16 protein-coding genes are annotated in these 16,035 nt (G+C 69.2%); 9 read left to right on the top strand and 7 right to left on the bottom strand.

From position 1 onward, the window contains the following. Both BKN37_RS02465 and BKN37_RS02460 read left to right on the top strand, forming a co-directional pair. Window positions 1-929 (top strand): helicase-associated domain-containing protein (locus BKN37_RS02465; RefSeq protein ID WP_207547200.1); only part of this gene is annotated, 929 nt, incomplete at its 5' end. A 66-nt stretch (window positions 930-995) separates the two neighbouring features. Continuing rightward, on the top strand, window positions 996-2,645 hold the full coding sequence (locus BKN37_RS02460) for a DNA repair helicase XPB (RefSeq protein ID WP_071020873.1): 1,650 nt from the start codon (window positions 996-998) through the stop codon (window positions 2,643-2,645). Window positions 2,646-2,751: 106 nt separating this feature from the next. On the opposite strand, the gene BKN37_RS29020 is transcribed toward BKN37_RS02460, so the two are convergent. Further along, a complete protein-coding gene (locus BKN37_RS29020; RefSeq protein ID WP_158260286.1) occupies window positions 2,752-3,741 on the bottom strand; it encodes a DUF8017 domain-containing protein in 990 nt (329 codons plus the stop codon). 89 nt (window positions 3,742-3,830) lie between these two features. On the opposite strand from BKN37_RS29020, the gene BKN37_RS02450 reads away from it, so the two are divergent. Together BKN37_RS02450 and BKN37_RS02445 are read left to right on the top strand one after the other, a co-directional pair. Continuing rightward, on the top strand, window positions 3,831-4,436 hold the full coding sequence (locus BKN37_RS02450) for a class I SAM-dependent methyltransferase (protein WP_071020838.1): 606 nt from the start codon (window positions 3,831-3,833) through the stop codon (window positions 4,434-4,436). Between the two features lie 139 nt (window positions 4,437-4,575). Continuing rightward, a complete protein-coding gene (locus tag BKN37_RS02445; RefSeq protein WP_071020835.1) occupies window positions 4,576-6,180 on the top strand; it encodes an FAD-binding protein in 1,605 nt (534 codons plus the stop codon). A 12-nt stretch (window positions 6,181-6,192) separates the two neighbouring features. On the opposite strand, the gene BKN37_RS02440 is transcribed toward BKN37_RS02445, so the two are convergent. Continuing rightward, window positions 6,193-6,486 carry a hypothetical protein gene (locus BKN37_RS02440; RefSeq protein WP_423212754.1) on the bottom strand — a complete coding sequence of 98 codons (294 nt, stop codon included), beginning with the start codon at window positions 6,484-6,486 and terminating at the stop codon, window positions 6,193-6,195. A gap of 83 nt (window positions 6,487-6,569) precedes the next feature. Here BKN37_RS02440 and BKN37_RS02435 point away from each other — a divergent pair, with 83 nt between their 5' ends. Continuing rightward, on the top strand, window positions 6,570-7,196 hold the full coding sequence (locus BKN37_RS02435; protein ID WP_071020828.1) for a class I SAM-dependent methyltransferase: 627 nt from the start codon (window positions 6,570-6,572) through the stop codon (window positions 7,194-7,196). Window positions 7,197-7,270: 74 nt separating this feature from the next. On the opposite strand, the gene BKN37_RS02430 is transcribed toward BKN37_RS02435, so the two are convergent. Together BKN37_RS02430 and BKN37_RS02425 are read right to left on the bottom strand one after the other, a co-directional pair. After that, on the bottom strand, window positions 7,271-9,403 hold the full coding sequence (locus tag BKN37_RS02430; RefSeq protein ID WP_071020825.1) for a 3-hydroxyacyl-CoA dehydrogenase NAD-binding domain-containing protein: 2,133 nt from the start codon (window positions 9,401-9,403) through the stop codon (window positions 7,271-7,273). Window positions 9,404-9,418: 15 nt separating this feature from the next. Next, window positions 9,419-10,630 carry an acetyl-CoA C-acetyltransferase gene (locus BKN37_RS02425; RefSeq protein WP_071020822.1) on the bottom strand — a complete coding sequence of 404 codons (1,212 nt, stop codon included), beginning with the start codon at window positions 10,628-10,630 and terminating at the stop codon, window positions 9,419-9,421. Between the two features lie 122 nt (window positions 10,631-10,752). On the opposite strand from BKN37_RS02425, the gene BKN37_RS02420 reads away from it, so the two are divergent. Both BKN37_RS02420 and BKN37_RS02415 read left to right on the top strand, forming a co-directional pair. Further along, entirely contained in the window at window positions 10,753-11,931 is a 1,179-nt protein-coding gene (locus tag BKN37_RS02420) for a pyridoxal phosphate-dependent aminotransferase (protein WP_071020819.1), read from the top strand. 46 nt (window positions 11,932-11,977) lie between these two features. Beyond that, window positions 11,978-12,178 carry a hypothetical protein gene (locus tag BKN37_RS02415; protein ID WP_071020815.1) on the top strand — a complete coding sequence of 67 codons (201 nt, stop codon included), beginning with the start codon at window positions 11,978-11,980 and terminating at the stop codon, window positions 12,176-12,178. Window positions 12,179-12,193: 15 nt separating this feature from the next. Here BKN37_RS02415 and BKN37_RS02410 read toward each other — a convergent pair whose 3' ends face one another. From BKN37_RS02410 to BKN37_RS02400, 3 genes are read right to left on the bottom strand one after another with little or no spacing between them, the layout of a single operon-like run. Beyond that, window positions 12,194-12,649: an SRPBCC family protein gene (locus BKN37_RS02410; RefSeq protein ID WP_071020810.1), complete on the bottom strand. Its 456-nt coding sequence runs from the start codon at window positions 12,647-12,649 to the stop codon at window positions 12,194-12,196. Beyond that, on the bottom strand, window positions 12,649-13,107 hold the full coding sequence (locus tag BKN37_RS02405) for an SRPBCC family protein (protein WP_071020806.1): 459 nt from the start codon (window positions 13,105-13,107) through the stop codon (window positions 12,649-12,651). Before BKN37_RS02405 ends, BKN37_RS02410 begins: the two co-directional genes overlap by 1 nt. A gap of 57 nt (window positions 13,108-13,164) precedes the next feature. After that, window positions 13,165-13,605, bottom strand: a complete 441-nt coding sequence (locus BKN37_RS02400; protein WP_071020802.1) for an SRPBCC family protein — start codon at window positions 13,603-13,605, stop codon at window positions 13,165-13,167. Between the two features lie 82 nt (window positions 13,606-13,687). Between BKN37_RS02400 and BKN37_RS02395 the strand changes: the two genes are divergently transcribed. Next, complete coding sequence (locus BKN37_RS02395; RefSeq protein WP_071020798.1) at window positions 13,688-15,367, top strand: alpha-keto acid decarboxylase family protein; 1,680 nt, start codon at window positions 13,688-13,690, stop codon at window positions 15,365-15,367. Beyond that, the gene (locus BKN37_RS02390) at window positions 15,364-15,987 is read left to right on the top strand and encodes a TetR/AcrR family transcriptional regulator (RefSeq protein WP_071020795.1); all 624 of its coding nucleotides are present in this window, start codon (window positions 15,364-15,366) and stop codon (window positions 15,985-15,987) included. Before BKN37_RS02395 ends, BKN37_RS02390 begins: the two co-directional genes overlap by 4 nt. Window positions 15,988-16,035: the final 48 nt, after the last annotated feature.

The following is a 16,035-nucleotide window of genomic DNA, read 5'->3' as shown; positions in this document are numbered from 1 at the left end:
GTGCGGAGGCCGCCGCCGTCGTCGACGCGATGACCCGTGCGTTGCCCAAACCGATCGACCACTTCCTGGTCCAAGCCGATTTGACCGTCGTGGTGCCCGGGCCGCTGGAACGCGAGCTCGCCGACGAGTTGGCCACCGTCGCTACCGTCGAATCGGCCGGGGCGGCGATGGTCTACCGGGTCAGCGAACAGAGCATCCGGCACGCCCTGGACATCGGCCGCACCGGCGGCGGGCTGCGCGCGTTTTTTGAGAAGCACTCCAAAACACCGGTGCCCCAGGGCCTTACCTATCTGATCGATGATGTGGCGCGCCGCCACGGGCAGCTGCGGATCGGGATGGCGGCCGCGTTCGTGCGCTGCGAGGACCCGACGCTGCTGGCCCAGGCGGTGGCCGTGCCGGCGGCCGAACAGTTGGGGCTGCGGGTGCTGGCGCCGACGGTGGCGGTGTCGCAGGCGCCGATTTCCGATCTGCTGGCGGCGTTGCGCGACGCCGGGTTCGCCCCGGCCGCCGAGGACGCCTCCGGCGCCATCGTCGATTTGCGGCCGCGCGGCGCCCGGGTGCCCACCCCGCAGCAACGTCGGGCGCATCCCCCGACGACCCGCCCCACCAGCGAAACCCTGGCCGCCGTCGTCGCGGTGCTGCGCAAGGTCACCGCGGCGCCGTTCGCGAACATGCGCGTCGACCCGGCGGTCACCATGTCGCTGTTGCAGCGGGCGGTGCGCCACGATCAGCCGGTGGTGATCAGCTACCTGGACCCGGCCGGGGTGGCCACCCAACGGGTGGTGTCCCCGCTCACCGTGTCCGGCGGCCAGCTGGTGGCGTTCGACTCGGCGTCGGGGCGGATGCGCGATTTCGCCATTCACCGCATCACCGCGGTGGCCGCCGCCGACGATGCAGAGCGCAGCGACGAGGAGGAGCGGCGGACGTGACCTGCGCCGCCGACGATGCAGAGCGCAGCGATGAGGAGGAGCGGCGGACTCCGGATAATGGGCAGCATGACTGACGGACCGTTGATCGTGCAGTCCGACAAGACGGTGCTGCTCGAGGTGGACCACGAGCTGGCCGGCGCGGCGCGTGCGGCCATCGCGCCGTTCGCCGAGCTGGAGCGCGCCCCCGAGCACGTGCACACCTACCGGATCACCCCGCTGGCGTTGTGGAACGCCCGCGCCGCCGGCCACGACGCCGAGCAGGTGGTCGACGCGCTGGTCAGCTTTTCGCGCTACGCGGTGCCGCAGCCGCTGCTGGTCGACATCGTCGACACCATGGCCCGGTACGGGCGGCTGCAGCTGGTGAAGAACCCGGCGCACGGCCTGACCCTGGTCAGCCTGGACCGTGCGGTGCTCGAAGAGGTGCTGCGCAACAAGAAGATCACCCCGATGCTGGGGGCCCGCATCGACGACGACACCGTCGTCGTGCATCCCAGCGAGCGGGGCCGGGTCAAGCAGATGCTGCTCAAGATCGGCTGGCCGGCCGAGGATCTGGCCGGCTACGTCGATGGGGAGGCGCACCCGATCAGCCTGCACCAGGACGGCTGGGCCCTGCGCGACTACCAGGAGATGGCGGCCGACTCGTTCTGGTCCGGTGGCTCCGGGGTGGTGGTGCTGCCCTGCGGGGCGGGCAAGACGCTGGTGGGCGCGGCGGCGATGGCCAAGGCCGGGGCGACCACGCTGATCCTGGTCACCAACACCGTGGCCGGGCGGCAGTGGAAACGCGAGCTGGTGGCCCGCACGTCGCTGACCGAGGAGGAGATCGGCGAGTACTCCGGCGAGCGCAAGGAGATCCGCCCGGTCACCATCGCCACCTATCAGGTGATCACCCGGCGCACCAAGGGCGAATACCGGCACCTGGAGCTGTTCGACAGCCGCGACTGGGGGCTGATCATCTACGACGAGGTGCACCTGCTGCCGGCGCCGGTGTTCCGGATGACCGCCGACCTGCAGTCGCGGCGCCGGCTGGGCCTGACGGCCACCTTGATCCGTGAGGACGGCCGCGAAGGTGACGTGTTCTCCCTGATCGGGCCCAAACGCTACGACGCGCCGTGGAAGGACATCGAGGCCCAAGGCTGGATCGCGCCGGCCGAATGCGTCGAGGTGCGGGTGACGATGACCGACAGCGAGCGGATAGCCTATGCCACCGCCGAGCCGGAGGAACGCTACCGGCTGTGCTCGACCGTGCATTCCAAGGTCGCGGTGGTCCGTTCGATCCTGGCCCGGCACCCCGGTGAGCCGACATTGGTGATCGGCGCCTACCTGGATCAGCTCGACGAGCTGGGCGAGTTGCTGGACGCCCCGGTGATCCAGGGCTCGACCAAGACCGCCGAACGCGAGGCGCTGTTCGATGCGTTTCGCCGCGGCGAGGTGTCCACCCTGGTGGTGTCCAAGGTGGCCAACTTCTCCATCGACTTGCCGGAAGCCTCGGTGGCGGTGCAGGTTTCCGGCACCTTCGGGTCCCGCCAGGAGGAGGCGCAGCGGCTGGGCCGGCTGCTGCGGCCCAAGGCCGACGGCGGCGGCGCCATCTTCTATTCGGTGGTGGCCCGCGACAGCCAGGACGCCGAATACGCCGCGCACCGGCAACGGTTCCTAGCCGAGCAGGGCTACGGCTACATCATCCGCGACGCCGACGACCTGCTGGGCCCGGCGATCTAGATCGCTTGCAGTCCCCCACCCGCGTGTTGAGATTGCGTCTACGGTCGCGATTTTGCGAAAACCACGACCATAGACGCAATTTGAACGCCCATGTGCGCCCTCGGCGTTAGACCCGGCGCAGCGTGGCGACCAGCTGATCGATCAGGCCGGGATCGGGTGCGCCCGGATAACCCTGCTGCAGCGAGATCACGAACAACACCGTGCCGTCCTGACCGGGCACCGTCGTGGCGACCATGCTGTGCAGCGCCGACGATCCGGTACACAGATCGGACTCGATATCGGTCACGGTGGCGACCAGCTGCACGGCCGGCGCCCCACCGACCGTCAATTGCCGCGGCTGGCCCAGCGACACCGTGGGCACGTGCCCGCTTCGGGAGGTGTAAATGTCCTTCACCAGCTGCGCTTCCGAGCGCACCGACTGGTTGATGTCGCTGACGCTGCCGTTGCCGGGCTCCCCGGTAAGCGCGCGGCTGTCCTTCGGGCATTCCGCGCCCGCCAATTCGGCGGCACCGCTCATGGTGCGGATCGGACAGTAGCCGAACGGGCCGTCCGGGCACGGCTTCTCCCAGCCCACCAAGGTGGTGCAGCTCAACACCTTCCACTCGGGCGGCACGTCGTAGGCCAGGTGGCGGGGGCCGACCACCGGCTGCCAGCCGGCCGGGGTTTGCGGTCCCGGCTGCCGCGGGATGCCGTTGCAGTCAGCCGGCGCCGACGCCGCCTGGCTGGTGCTGGTGGCCGTGGTGGTGGTGCTGGTGGTCGAGGTCGGCCGGGTGGTGGAGGTCGGCCGGTGGCTGGTGGTGGTCTGCGCGGTGGTGTGGGTCGACTTATTGTTGAGTCCCCACAGCAGCCCGCCGACGACCAAGGCGACGACGACCACGGCGGCGACGGTGAACAGGATCCACTTCCCGTTGTTGTTGCCGCCCGGCGGTGGGCCGCCGAATTGGGGCGGCGCCTCGCCGTAGCCCGACCATCCCGAACCCTGCGGCGGGGCTTGCCAATACCCCGGCGCACCGGATTGCGGCGCCGGGTAGTAGGCCCCGGAGGGTTGCTCTCCATACCCGCCCGGCGGCGGGTAGCCCGATGGTGGGTAGCTCACGGGTGTCCTTCCGCCAAGCACGTGGTCGACAAAAACGTTAACAGCCGCGCGGCGCCGTCGAGGTCGGCATTCTGGGCTAGCCTCGGCGTATGGGTGCCAAACACCTGCTGTTCAAGGCCATGTACCGGCTGGGTTTCACGCCGTGGGACGGTCACCCGCTGGCCCGCGGCCTGCGCGACCTGATCGAGGGCAACGGGTCACCGCCGCTGCCACCCGGCACCGCGGTGGACCTCGGTTGCGGCACCGGGGACAACACCGTCTACCTGGCCCAGCAGGGCTGGCAGGTGACCGGGGTGGACTTCGTGCCCAAAGCGCTGGACCAGGCCCGCGTCAAGGCCGCCGCCAACGGTGTCGCCGTCACCTTCGCCAACGTCGACGTCACCCGGCTCAGCTCGGCGGGGGTGGGCAGCGGTTTCACCCTGGTCGTGGACAGCGGGTGCCTCCACGGCATGAACGACGCCGACCGCGACGCCTACGTCCGCGAGGTCACCGCGGTGACCGCCCCCGACGCGCGGCTGCTGATCATCGCGTTCATTCCGGGTGGGTCGTTGGGGGTGCGCGGCATCGACCAGGCCGAGATCGAGCGGCGGTTCACCCCGGACTGGCAGCTGGTGTCGGCGGGGGCCGAGCCGGACTACCGGCCCAGCAACGGCGACCACCCCATGCACCACTACGTATTAGCGCGCCGATCCTGAATTCCCGACCCACGGGCACAAGTGGAACGCGTTTCTGTTTTCGTCACCGAGACGTCTTACAGACCTGATCAGACCCGCTAATCCTGGGACTAGAGCCTGTTATATTGGCCGGATAGTTCAGCACAGCGAAGGGGCAGGCGTGATTCGGGCGACATCGGAGGTCAGCACCGCGACGACCGACGTCGTGGTCGTCGGCTTCGGCGCGGCGGGCACCTCCGCGGCGATCACGGCACGTGAACAAGGCGCCGAGGTCATCGCGCTGGATCGCGCCAACGGCGGTGGTGCGACCGCGATCTCCGGCGGAATCATCTACGCCGGCGCCGGAACTTCGGTGCAGCGGCAGGCCGGGGTGGCCGACACCGTCGACCAGATGCTGGCCTACCTTCGGCTGGAGGTCGGCGACGCCGTCAGCCCGCAGACACTGGAGCGGTTCGTCCGCACCAGCCCGGAGATGATCGACTGGCTGCAACGGCACGGGGTGCCGTTCGACGCGTCGCTGTGCCCGTACAAGACGTCGTTCCCGAACAACCGCTACTACCTGTATCACTCCGGCAGCGAGAACGCCGGCGCGTTCTCCTCCCGCACCCCGCCGGTGCAGCGCGGCCACCGGGTCAAAGGAAAAGGCACGTCCGGCAAGCAACTGTATGCGCCGCTGGCCCGCTCGGCGCGCGCCCTCGGCGTCGACTTCCGGCCCCACACGAAAGTCACCGCGCTGCTGCAGGATTCGTCCGGCCGGGTGACCGGGGTCGAGGCGAGGACCATGCAACACGCCCCGCGGCACATCCGCCGCGCCTACGCGGCGATGGCCGCGCTGTCGACCAAGCCGGGCGTGTACTACCCGCCGCTGCGCCAGGCGATGGACCGTCGGCTGGCCGCCCTCGAACGCCGCTACGCTCGGCCCGTCCGGATCGTGGCACGCCAAGGGGTCATCGTCTGCGCCGGCGGCTTCATCGCCAACACGGACTGGCGGGAACGCCACGCACCGGATTTCGTCCACGGCCTGCCGCTGGGCACCAGCGGTGATGACGGCAGCGGTATCGCGCTGGCCCAGGACATGGGAGCCGTCACCGCGCACATGGACAACGTCTCGGCGTGGCGCTTCATCACCCCGCCCAGCGCGTTCCTCTCCTCGATCGTGGTCGACGACAAAGGGCAGCGGATCATCGACGAAAGTCGCTACGGTGCCGCCCTCGGGCGGGCGATGGTCACCAACCACGGCGGGAAGGGCTGGATCCTCGCCGACGCGAACCTGATGGCGCAGGCCAAACGTCAACTGCTCACCCAGACACTGTGGTTCCAGCGCGCGCAGGCCGCCGCCCTGATGTTCGCCGACGCGGTGCACGGGCCCACCCTGGCGGACGTCGCCCGGGCGGCCGGCGTCGACCCCGAAGGCCTGGCGGCGACCGTCAAAGCGCACAATGCCGCCATCGACTCGGGGACAACGGATCCCGTCGGCAAGCCGGCGCACTTTTGCCGCCGCATCGAGCGGGGGCCGTTCACCCTGATGAACATCTCCGTGCGCCCGAAACTGCTGTGTCCGACGCCGATGCTCACCCTCGGCGGTGTGCGGGTCGCCGAGGACACCGGGGCGGTCCTCAACGCCGCCGGCGACCCGATTCCGGGCCTGTTCGGCGCGGGCCGCACGGCCGTCGGCGTCTGCTCGGAGTCCTACGTCAGCGGCCTGTCCATCGCCGATTGCGTGTTCTCCGGTCGTCGCGCCGGGGCCTCCGCCGCCACCGGCTGACCCCGACCTGCCTCACCGGGCACACGCGTCGGAGGGCAGCAATAGCACCGCCGGCCACAGCAAGGTCGCCGCACCCAGGGCCACTTCATAGTCGCTGCCGGCCGGGACGTGGAACTGCTGCTCCAGTTGGGTCTGGATGCGCTGGACGCCGTCGGGGTGGAAGAACAACCACACCAGCCCCGCGGTGATGTAGGGAACCGCGAGCCACAGGGCCACCTCGATCAGCGCCGCGACGCTCACCTGATAATTCAGGACGCGCCGCAGCAGGTCCAGCATCCGGGATGCGGTGCGCCCGAGGTCCCACACCCCGGTCATGGTAGGTGCCGGGAGGTGCGGGAAGCGGAAAATCGCCTGAAGCGCCAGCACCGGCAAAGGAATACCGTGGTGACATGGCTTCACGGCATGCTCTGTTTCGGGTCTTCTACACCATCGGCTTCACCCCGTGGGACGGTCATCCGCTGGCGGCGGGCCTGCGGCAACTCGTCGAGGGAACCGCCGAGACACCCGCGCTGCCGCCCGGATCGGCGCTCGACGTCGGCTGCGGCACCGGAGACGCATCGATCTATCTGGCCCAAGTTGGGTGGCACGTCACCGGGATCGACTTCACGCCGAAGGCGGTCGACCGGGCCCGCGCCAAGGCCCGCGCCGCCGATGCGACGGTCGACTTCGTTCACGGCGACGTCACCCATTTGCGCCAGGCCGGCGTCGGCTCGGGGTTCCAGCTGATCGTGGACAACGGCTGCTTCCACGGTATGAGCAGCGGTGATCGTGACCGGTACGTTCAAGAGATCGGCGCGGCGGCCGCCCCGGACGCCCGGCTGCTGATGATCGCCTTCAAACCCGGTGGTGGTTTCGGACCGCCGGGAACCGATCAGGCGGAGATCGAGCGCCGATTCACGCCGGCCTGGGCGCTGCTGGCGGCGGCGGATGAACCGCAGTGGACCCCCGACAACAGATTCGCGGGCAGGTTCGCGGCCCGCTTCCAGGCGCGCAGCTACCTGTTGCAGCGCCAGTAGCTGCCAGACGCAAAAGCCCCAAAACCACGTTGTTTTGGGGGCTTTTGCGTCTGCTCGCGCTGGGAGCCCGGCAGTTACAGCAGCGACGCCGGCGGGTTGAACCGGTCGCCGTACTTGGCGGCCAGCTCCTTGGCCCGGGCCACGAACGCCGCCTGGCCGCCGGGGTAGCCGACGATGTACTGGTGGGTACCACCGGTCCACGGCGGGAACCCGATGCCCATGATCGCGCCGATGTTGGCGTCGGCGGTCGAGGTGAGCACACCCTCGTCGAGGCACTTCTGGGTCTCCAGCGCCTCGGCGAACAGCATCCGGTCGATCATGTCCTGCAGCGGCGGGGTCGACGAACCGGAGTTGAACGTCTCCCGCAGGCCCGGCCACAGACCGGTGCGCTTGCCGTCGACGTACTCGTAGAAGCCGGCGCCCTTGAGCCGCGACGGGCGGCCGAGCTCGATCATCTTCTCGACGACGACCTCGTTCATCTGCTTCTCGTAGGTGCCGCCGGCGGCCTCGATGCCCTCGCGGGTGGCGACGGCGATCTTGTGCATCAGCTCCAGGTTGAGCTCGTCGGACAGCTGCAGCGGGGCGGCCGGGTAGCCGGCCTGCAGACCGGCCTGCTCGATGCTGGCCGGCTCCACACCCTCGCCGAGCATCGCCAGCGCCTCGTTGATGAAGGTGCCGATGACGCGGGAGGTGTAGAAGCCGCGGCTGTCGTTGACCACGATCGGGGTCTTCTTGATCGCCAGCACGTAGTCGAACACCCGGGCCAGCGCCTCGTCGGAGGTCTTCTCTCCGCGGATGATCTCCACCAGCGGCATCTTGTCGACCGGCGAGAAGAAGTGGATCCCGATGAAGTCCTCCTGGCGCTTCACGCCGGTCGCCAGACCGGTGATCGGCAGCGTGGAGGTGTTCGACCCCAGCAGCGCGTTGGGCTCGACGATGTCCTCGATCTCCTGGAACACCTTGTGCTTGAGGTCCTGGTTCTCGAACACCGCCTCGATCACGAAGTCGACGCCCTTGAGGTCGTTCGCGTCGCCGGTCGGGGTGATCCTGTCCAGCAGCGCCTTCGACTTCTCTTCGGTGGTGCGGCCACGCTCCAGCGCCTTGGCTTCCAGCTTCTCCGAGTAGCCCTTGCCCTTCTGCGCGGCCTCCAGGGTGACGTCCTTGAGCACCACGTCGAAGCCGGCCTTGGCCGACACGTAGGCGATCCCGGCGCCCATCATCCCGGCACCCAGCACCCCGATCTTCTTGATCGGAGTCTGCCCGATGCCGTCGGGCCGGCTGCCGCCGCCGTTGATGTGCTGCAGGTCAAAGAAGAACGCCTGGATCATGTTCTTGGCGACATGGCCGGTGACCAGCGAGGTGAAATACCGGCTCTCGATGCGGGTGGCGGTGTCGAAGTCCACCGCCGCGCCCTCGACCGCGGCGGACAGGATGGCCCGCGGCGCCGGCATCGGCGCGCCCTTGAGCTGCTTACGCAGCAGGGCCGGGAACGACGGCAGGATCGCCGCCAGCGACGGGGTGCTCGGGGTGCCGCCGGGCATCTTGTAGCCCTTGACATCCCACGGCTGGGTGTGCGCGTCCGGGTTGGCCTTGATCCACGCCTTGGCGGCCGGCACCAGCTCCTCGACGGTCGGCAGCACCTCGTCGACCAGGCCGATCTCCTTGGCCTTGGCCGGCTTGAACCGGGTGCCCTGCGCCAGCACGTTCATGAACGCGTTCTGGATGCCCAGCATGCGCACCGTGCGGGTGACGCCGCCGCCACCGGGCAGCAGGCCCAGGGTCACCTCGGGCAGGCCGAGCTGGCTGCCCTTGGCGTCCGCGGCGATCCGGTGGTGGCAGGCCAGCGCGATCTCCAGGCCACCGCCGAGCGCGGCACCGTTGATGGCGGCGACGACCGGCTTGCCCAGGGTTTCCAGGGCGCGCAGGTCCTTTTTGATGTTCTCCACCTGGTCGAACGCCTGCTGGGCGTTCTCCGGGCCGACGTTGATCATCGCCTTGAGGTCACCGCCGGCGAAGAAGGTCTTCTTCGCCGAGGTGATGACCACGCCGGTGATCGAATCCTTCTCCGCCACCAGGCGTTCCACCGCATTGTGCATGGACTCGCTGTAGTGCTCGTTCATCACGTTGGCCGACCCGGTCGGGTCGTCCAAGGTCAGCGTGACGATGCCGTCAGCGTCCTTGTCCCACTGGATGGTGTTCTCTGCCATTTTCTACAAACCCTCTCAGACGCGCTCGATGATGGTGGCGACGCCCATGCCACCGCCGATGCAGAGTGTGATCAGAGCGCGGCGGGCACCCCGGCGCTCCAGTTCGTCGACCATGGTGCCGGTGATCATGGCGCCGGTGGCACCCAGCGGGTGGCCCATCGCGATCGCGCCGCCGTTGACGTTGAGCTTCTCGTCCGGGATGTTGAGGTCCTTCTGGAACTTCAGCACCACCGAGGCGAACGCCTCGTTGATCTCGACCAGGTCCATGTCGTCGATGGTCAGGCCGGTGCGCTCCAGCACCCGGCGGGTGGCCGGGGTCGGGCCGGTCAGCATGATGACCGGGTCGGCACCGCTGGTGGCGGCCGCCACGATGCGGGCCCGCGGGGTCAGCCCCTGCTCCTTGCCGGCTTTCTCGCTACCGACCAGCACCAGGGCGGCGCCGTCGACGATGCCGGAGCTGTTGCCGCCGGTGTGGACGTGGTTGATCTTCTCGACATAGTGGTACTTCTGCAGCGCCACGTCGTCGAAGCCGCCCATCGCGCCGACCCCGTCGAACGCGGTCTTGAGCTTGCCCAGGCCCTCCAGGGTGGTGTCGGGGCGCATGTGCTCGTCGTGGTCGAGGACGATCAGGCCGTTCTGGTCGCGCACCGGGACCACCGACTTGGCGAAGTAGCCGCCCGACCAGGCCGCGGCGGCCAGCTGCTGGCTGCGCAGCGCGTAGGCGTCGACATCGTCGCGGGAGAAGCCCTCGATGGTGGCGATCAGGTCGGCGCCGATGCCCTGCGGCACGAAGCCGATCTCGTAGTTGGTGTTGGGGTCGGAAGCCCAGGCGCCGCCGTCGGAGCCCATCGGCACCCGGCTCATCGACTCCACACCGCCGGCGAGCACCAGGTCGTCGAACCCGGCGCGCACCTTGGCGGCGGCGGTGTTGATGGCCTCCAGGCCCGACGCGCAGAACCGGTTGAGCTGCACGCCGCCGGTGGTTTCGGGCATACCGGCGGCCAGCATCGCGGTGCGGGCGATGTCACCGCCCTGGTCGCCGACCGGCGACACCACGCCGAACACGGCGTCGCTGATCTGGTTGACGTCCAGATCGGGGTAGCGGGTACGCAGCTCGTCGACCAGACCGACGGCCAGGCTGACCGGCTTGATCTCGTTCAGCGATCCGTTTTTCTGCTTGCCGCGCGGGGTGCGGATGGCCTCGTAGATGAAGGCTTCTTCGGACATGGCTCGTTCCTCTTCGATGGTTGGCGGGTCCGTCTGCTGGGAGAGTAGTCCCGTGTCGGCCACCCTAACAGGGGCGCCGATCAACCTGTTGGTTGGGCGGTGTGGGGATACCCTCAACAGCCATGACGGTGTCCCGACTGCGGCCCTATGCCACCACGGTGTTCGCCGAAATGTCGGCGCTGGCCGCGCGGATCGGCGCGGTGAACCTGGGGCAGGGCTTTCCCGACGAGGACGGGCCCCCGGCCATGCTGCGCGCCGCCCAGGACGCCATCGCCGACGGCGTCAACCAGTACCCGCCCGGCATCGGCATCCCGGCGTTGCGGGAGGCGATCGCCGCGCAGCGCCACCGGCACTACGGCATCGACTACGACCCGGACAGCGAGGTGCTGGTCACGGTGGGGGCCACCGAGGCCATCGCGGCGGCGGTGCTCGGGCTGGTCGAACCCGGCGCCGAGGTGGTGCTGATCGAGCCGTTCTACGACTCCTACTCCCCGGTGGTCGCGATGGCCGGCGCGCACCGGGTGACGGTGCCGCTGGTGCCCGACGGGCGCGGTTTCGCCCTCGACGTCGACGCGCTGCGCGCCGCGGTGACCCCGCGCACCGCGGCGCTGATCGTCAACTCCCCGCACAACCCGACCGGGATGGTGTTGACCGAGGCCGAGTTGGCGGCGATCGCGCGGATCGCGGTCGACGCCGACCTGCTGGTCATCACCGACGAGGTCTATGAGCACCTGGTCTATGACGGCCACCGGCACCGCCCGCTGGCCGGGTTCGCTGGGATGGCCGAGCGCACCGTCACCATCTCCAGCGCCGCCAAGATGTTCAACTGCACCGGCTGGAAGATCGGCTGGGCGTGCGGGCCCGCCGATCTGCTCGCCGGGGTGCGGGCGGCCAAGCAGTACCTCAGTTACGTCGGCGGGGCGCCGTTTCAGCCGGCGGTGGCGCACGCGTTGAACACCGAGGACGCCTGGGTCGCGGCGCTGCGGACGTCGCTGCAGGCCCGCCGCGACCGGTTGGCGGCGGCGCTGACCCGGATCGGGTTCGGGGTGCACGACAGCTTCGGCACCTACTTCCTGTGCGCCGATCCGCGACCGCTGGGCTACGCCGACAGCACCACGTTTTGCGCGCAGCTGCCGCACCGGGTGGGGGTGGCGGCCATCCCGATGTCGGCGTTCTGCGACCCGCACGCCGCGCACGCCGACGTGTGGAATCACTTGGTGCGGTTCACGTTCTGCAAACGCGACGACACCCTCGACGAGGCGATCACCCGGCTGGGCGCGCTGGGCGGGGGCGGGGTGTGAATAACTGGCGGCCGGTCACGGGCCAACCGCGGTAGGCTCGCACCCAATGCCGTCGTTCCACAGCGAACTCCGCGATTTCCGCCAAGCCACCACTGCGAGCTTCAACGCGCTGCGCGAGGACCTGACCGACCTGCAAACACATGTCGACAACGGGTTCGTCGAAATTCGCGGCAAGCTCGACGCCACCGCCGCCGGCCAACAGCACATCGCCGGGTTGCTCGAACGGCTCATCGGCGACCAAGGCTGAGACGGGCCCGTTGGGTTAGGGCTGCCGACCGGCGCTGGCGGTGCCCATAACCCGTTCGCGCAGCCCCTTGGTCGCGGTCTCCAGCACGATCCTGCTGGCCCGTTTGACCAGGAACGCCGGGATCGGTCCCGCCGGTTCGACGGTGATATCGAACCGCACCCGGGTCTTGTCGACGCCCTCGGGCGTCAGGTTGTACTCGACGTGCTGTCCGCGCTGCTGGAACGTCGCCTCGGCGTCCCAGACCACCCAGTCCGGGCCCCAGTGGTATTCGAGGATTTCTTTGTCGACCAGCCCCAGGACCTTGATGGTGGCCTGCACGTGGTGTGGGCGGCCGTCGGCGTAACAGTCGAGCACTTCGATCCGCTTGTGCACCGCCGACCACGACGTCAGCGCCCCCACGTCGGCCAGCGCCTCCAGGATCGCGTCCGGGGGCGCGTCGATGACGATTTCGCGCGACGCACGGACCGCCATCACCAGCCCCGTCGTTCGGCGCCCTGGGCGGCCATCACCCGTCGGCGCAGCCCCTCGGTCGCGGCGTTGAGCACCTTCTTGCGGCCCCGGTTGATCAAAAACTCCGGCAGCGGCGCCGACGGTTCCAGGGTGATCGCGAAGCACACCCGGGTTTTGTCGGGCCCCTCGGGCCGCAGCGTGTATTCGGCGTGTTGGCCGTGTTGGTGGAAGGTTTTATCGGCATCCCACACCACCCAGTCCGGCCCCCAGTGGTATTCCAGCACTTCTTGATCGACGATGCCGATCACCTTGACGGTCACCTTTACGTGGTGCGGGCGGCCGTCGGGATAGCGGTCGAGGACTTCGGCGCGCTTGTGCACCGAGGACCATGACGGCGCAGAAGGGATGTCGGCCAGCGCCTCCAGGATCACTTCCGGCGGCGCGTCGATGACAATTTCGCGCGATGCTCGTACGGCCACTATCCCCCAAGGCTAGTAACCCGGTGGGGGTTGTCGACGCGGTTTGGCGATCACCGGTCAGCCCTTCTTGACCTTGAGCACCTGTTTGCGCAGCCCGTCGGTGGCGGTCTCCATCCCACCCTTCATGGTGCGTTTGAGCAGGAACCCCGGGATCGGCACCGACGGGTCGACGTCCATGTCGAACCGGACCTTGGTTTTGTCACCCTGCGGGGTCAGCGTGTACTTGGCGTCCTGGGCCTTCAACTGCCCGGCCGACTCCAGCGTCCAACTCACACTGTCGGGCGCCCAGGTGTATTCGACCACCTGCTCATCGGTGAGGCCGGCGGCCTTGATCGTCATCTTCACCCGGCGGGGCCGGCCGTTGTCGTAGGTGTCGAGTATCTCGGCGCGCTGGTACTGCGGCGACCAGGTCGGGGTGGCCTCGACGTCGGCGATGACGTCGAGGATCTCCTCCGGGCTGGCTTCGATGACCACTTCGCGGGAATCCTTCACTGCCATGGCAGGCACGATAGCCAGGCGGGGTCGTGACCGCAGGTATTTGCGCTGCACCGGAGCGGCGGCCGCCGGTAGCGTCGGCGTCGTGGCTACCCTCGATCCCGCCTACACCGTCGGCGACTACCTGCTGGACCGGCTCGCCGAACTCGGCGTCGCGGAAATCTTCGGCGTCCCCGGCGACTACAACCTGGAGTTCCTCGACCACGTCCTCGCCCATCCGCGGCTGCGCTGGGTCGGCGCCGCCAACGAACTCAACGCTGGCTACGCCGCCGACGGGTACGGGCGGCTGCGGGGAATGTCGGCGCTGGTCACCACGTTCGGGGTGGGTGAGCTGTCGGCGGCCAACGCGATCGCCGGCGCCTACGCCGAATACGTGCCGGTGGTGCACATCGTCGGCGGGCCGGCCAAAGACGCGCAGGTCGCCCGCCGGCCGTTGCACCATTCGCTCGGCGACGGAGAATTCGAGCATTTTCTGCGGATGAGCCGGGAAATCACCTGCGCGCAAGCCAATCTTGCGCCGGCGACCGCGACCCGGGAGATCGACCGGGTGCTCTGCGAGGTGCGGGAGTGCAAACGTCCGGGGTATCTGCTGCTGGCCACCGACGTGGCCCGGTTCCCGGCCGAGCCGCCGCGGGCGCCGCTGCCCCGCTACACCGGGGGCACCAGCCCGCGCGCCCTGGCGCTATTCACCGAGGCGGCAACCCAACTCATCGGCGATCACCAGTTGACGGTGCTCGCCGACTTCCTGGTCCATCGCCTGGACGCGGTCCCGCAACTGGAGGCGCTGCTGGCCGCCGATATGGTGCCGCACGCCACCTTGATGTGGGGCAAGAGCCTGGTCGACGAGAGCTCGCCGAACTTCTTGGGCATCTACGCCGGCGCGGCCAGCGCCGCGCCGGTGCGCCGCGGCATCGAAGAGGCGCCGGTGCTGCTGACCGCCGGGGTGATGTTCACCGACATGGTCAGCGGCTTTTTCACCCAGCGCATCGATCCGGCGCGCACCATCGACGTGGGTGCGCACCAAAGTACGGTCGCCGGGGAGGTTTTCGCGCCGCTGGAGTTGGACGCGGCGCTGCAGGCGCTGACCGGCATCCTGACCAGGCGGGGTATCGCCTCTCCCCCGGTCGCGTCGACCGGCACCGACGTGCGTCCGCGCGACCCGGGGCCCGACCAGCCGCTGACCCAGGAGATGTTGTGGAACAGGCTGGCCGACGCGTTGACGCCGGGCAATGTGGTCCTGGCCGATCAGGGCACCTCCTTTTACGGGCTGGCCGCCCACCGGCTGCCTAGCGGGGTGACCTTCATCGGCCAACCGCTGTGGGCGTCAATCGGTTACACGCTGCCGGCGGCGCTGGGGGCCGGTCTGGCGCATCCGGATCGTCGACCGGTGTTGCTGATCGGCGACGGCGCCGCCCAGCTGACCGTGCAGGAGTTGGGCGGCTTTTCCCGAGAAGGGCTGACGCCGGTGATCGTCGTGGTCAACAACGACGGCTACACCGTCGAACGCGCCATTCACGGCCCGACGGCCTACTACAACGACATCGTGGCCTGGAACTGGCGGGAGATCCCCGCCGCGCTGGGGGTGACCAACTACCTGATGTTTCGGGCGCAGACCTACGGCCAACTCGACGAGGCGTTTACCGCGGCCGCCCAGCACCCGGACAAGCTGGTGCTGGTCGAGGCGGTGGTGCCGCGGCTGGATGTGCCGGTGCTGTTGGGTGAGCTGGCCGACTCCATGGCCCCGCCCAAGGCCGACCGGCCGTGAAACGAAAGCCCGACGCCGACGAGCGGCGCCGGCAACTGTGCGACGCCGCCATCGACGTGCTGGCCGAACACGGATCCCGCGGACTGACCCATCGCATGGTCGAGCGTCGCGCCGGGCTGCCCGACGGCACCACCTCCTCGTATTTCCCGACCCGCTCGGCGTTGCTGCGCGGGATCGCCGACCGGGTCGCGGACCTCGACAAGGCCGAGTTCGAGTCGATCACCCGCGACGCGTCCGCCGCCGACCCGCCGGTGTCCACGTTGACGCTGCTGGCCGAACTGGTGATTCGGTCGTCCAGCGGCAGCGCCCTCAACCGGTCCCGGGCCCGCTACGAGTTGGCGCTGCAGGCGAATCGGGATCGCGCGCTGGCCGGCGCCTTCGAGCGGGCCGTCCGCGGCTTCGTCGACCTCAGCGAGCAGGCGCTGGCGGCCGACAGCGCGCCACCTGCCGATCCGGTGCTCATCGAGAAGCAGGCCTACGCGGTCACGACCTTCATCAACGGGGTGATGGTCCGGCTGGCCTTCGGGGACCCCACCCTGCAATCCGCGGCCGAGCTCGCCGAGCTTCTCCACGCCCTGGTCTCCGGCATCGCGGCCGGCCAGCGCCGCGCCGAGCGGTAGCCCCCGGCCGGTACCGTCCGCGCCAAATCTCTTCTACAGACGTAGAAA

Origin of the sequence: Mycobacterium talmoniae (assembly GCF_001854525.1) — a bacterium.
GTDB lineage: Bacteria > Actinomycetota > Actinomycetes > Mycobacteriales > Mycobacteriaceae > Mycobacterium > Mycobacterium talmoniae.
This window is presented reverse-complemented; position numbering and strand designations above follow the sequence as displayed.